1 pseudogene is annotated in these 689 nt (G+C 37.2%); it reads right to left on the reverse strand.

Annotated elements, in window-relative coordinates:
* Nucleotides 1-122: 122 nt before the first annotated feature.
* Nucleotides 123-689, reverse strand: a pseudogene (locus ACRD7B_RS22775) (hypothetical protein); the annotation flags it as partial.

Below are 689 nucleotides of genomic sequence, written 5' to 3' on the forward strand. Positions count from 1 at the left end.
GGTTAATCATTTATGGTTAGCCTCTTTGTTTTTCATAATTATTAATGAGTGTATAATTGACTTTGTTCCGATTATTAAAGAGCATACCAATCCCATGTGGACAATGTTATTTTCATAAATTCCTAGGCTGCTAAAGATAGGTGATCTTGCATGCGTCGACCTATCTCAAGTGCATTGCTGACATGGATACCAAAGAATATCCAGAGGATTTCATTCTGCTTGGTTCGAGCTTTGATGCGATTCAGGTAGTAATGTTGTTTATCCTTTCCAAAACTGCCTTCCAGTTTGGTTGCCCGCTCTTTTGTAATCATTGCTGCCAGTTTCTTTCGCTGAAGCTCGTGTTTACCAGCCCTCCCTTTTCTAACAAAGTCTGTTCTGATATTATTTGAAGTGGCATATTTACGATTAGCATTTGTGGCATAAATAGCATCAGCTCCAATCAAACGCACTTTTGTATGAGTTAAGGTTTGTGCCAGATGGATCGTTGATTTAAAATGAGTCCCTTCGTTGAAAGCATCAAAGCTTAGGTGCTCAATAAAGCTGATGCCATTAATTTGTAATTTATTAACCTTAGCTCCAAACTCAACGGCTTTAGTTTCTTTGCCACGTATAATTGGGCGGATATAACTTTTAGATAAACTAACTATTCGATTTTCAGGTGCTTTACCAGTAGTGAATTTATAGTTTTG

Origin of the sequence: Carboxylicivirga fragile (assembly GCF_050589805.1) — a bacterium.
In the GTDB taxonomy this organism is placed as follows: Bacteria; Bacteroidota; Bacteroidia; order Bacteroidales; family Marinilabiliaceae; genus Carboxylicivirga; species Carboxylicivirga fragile.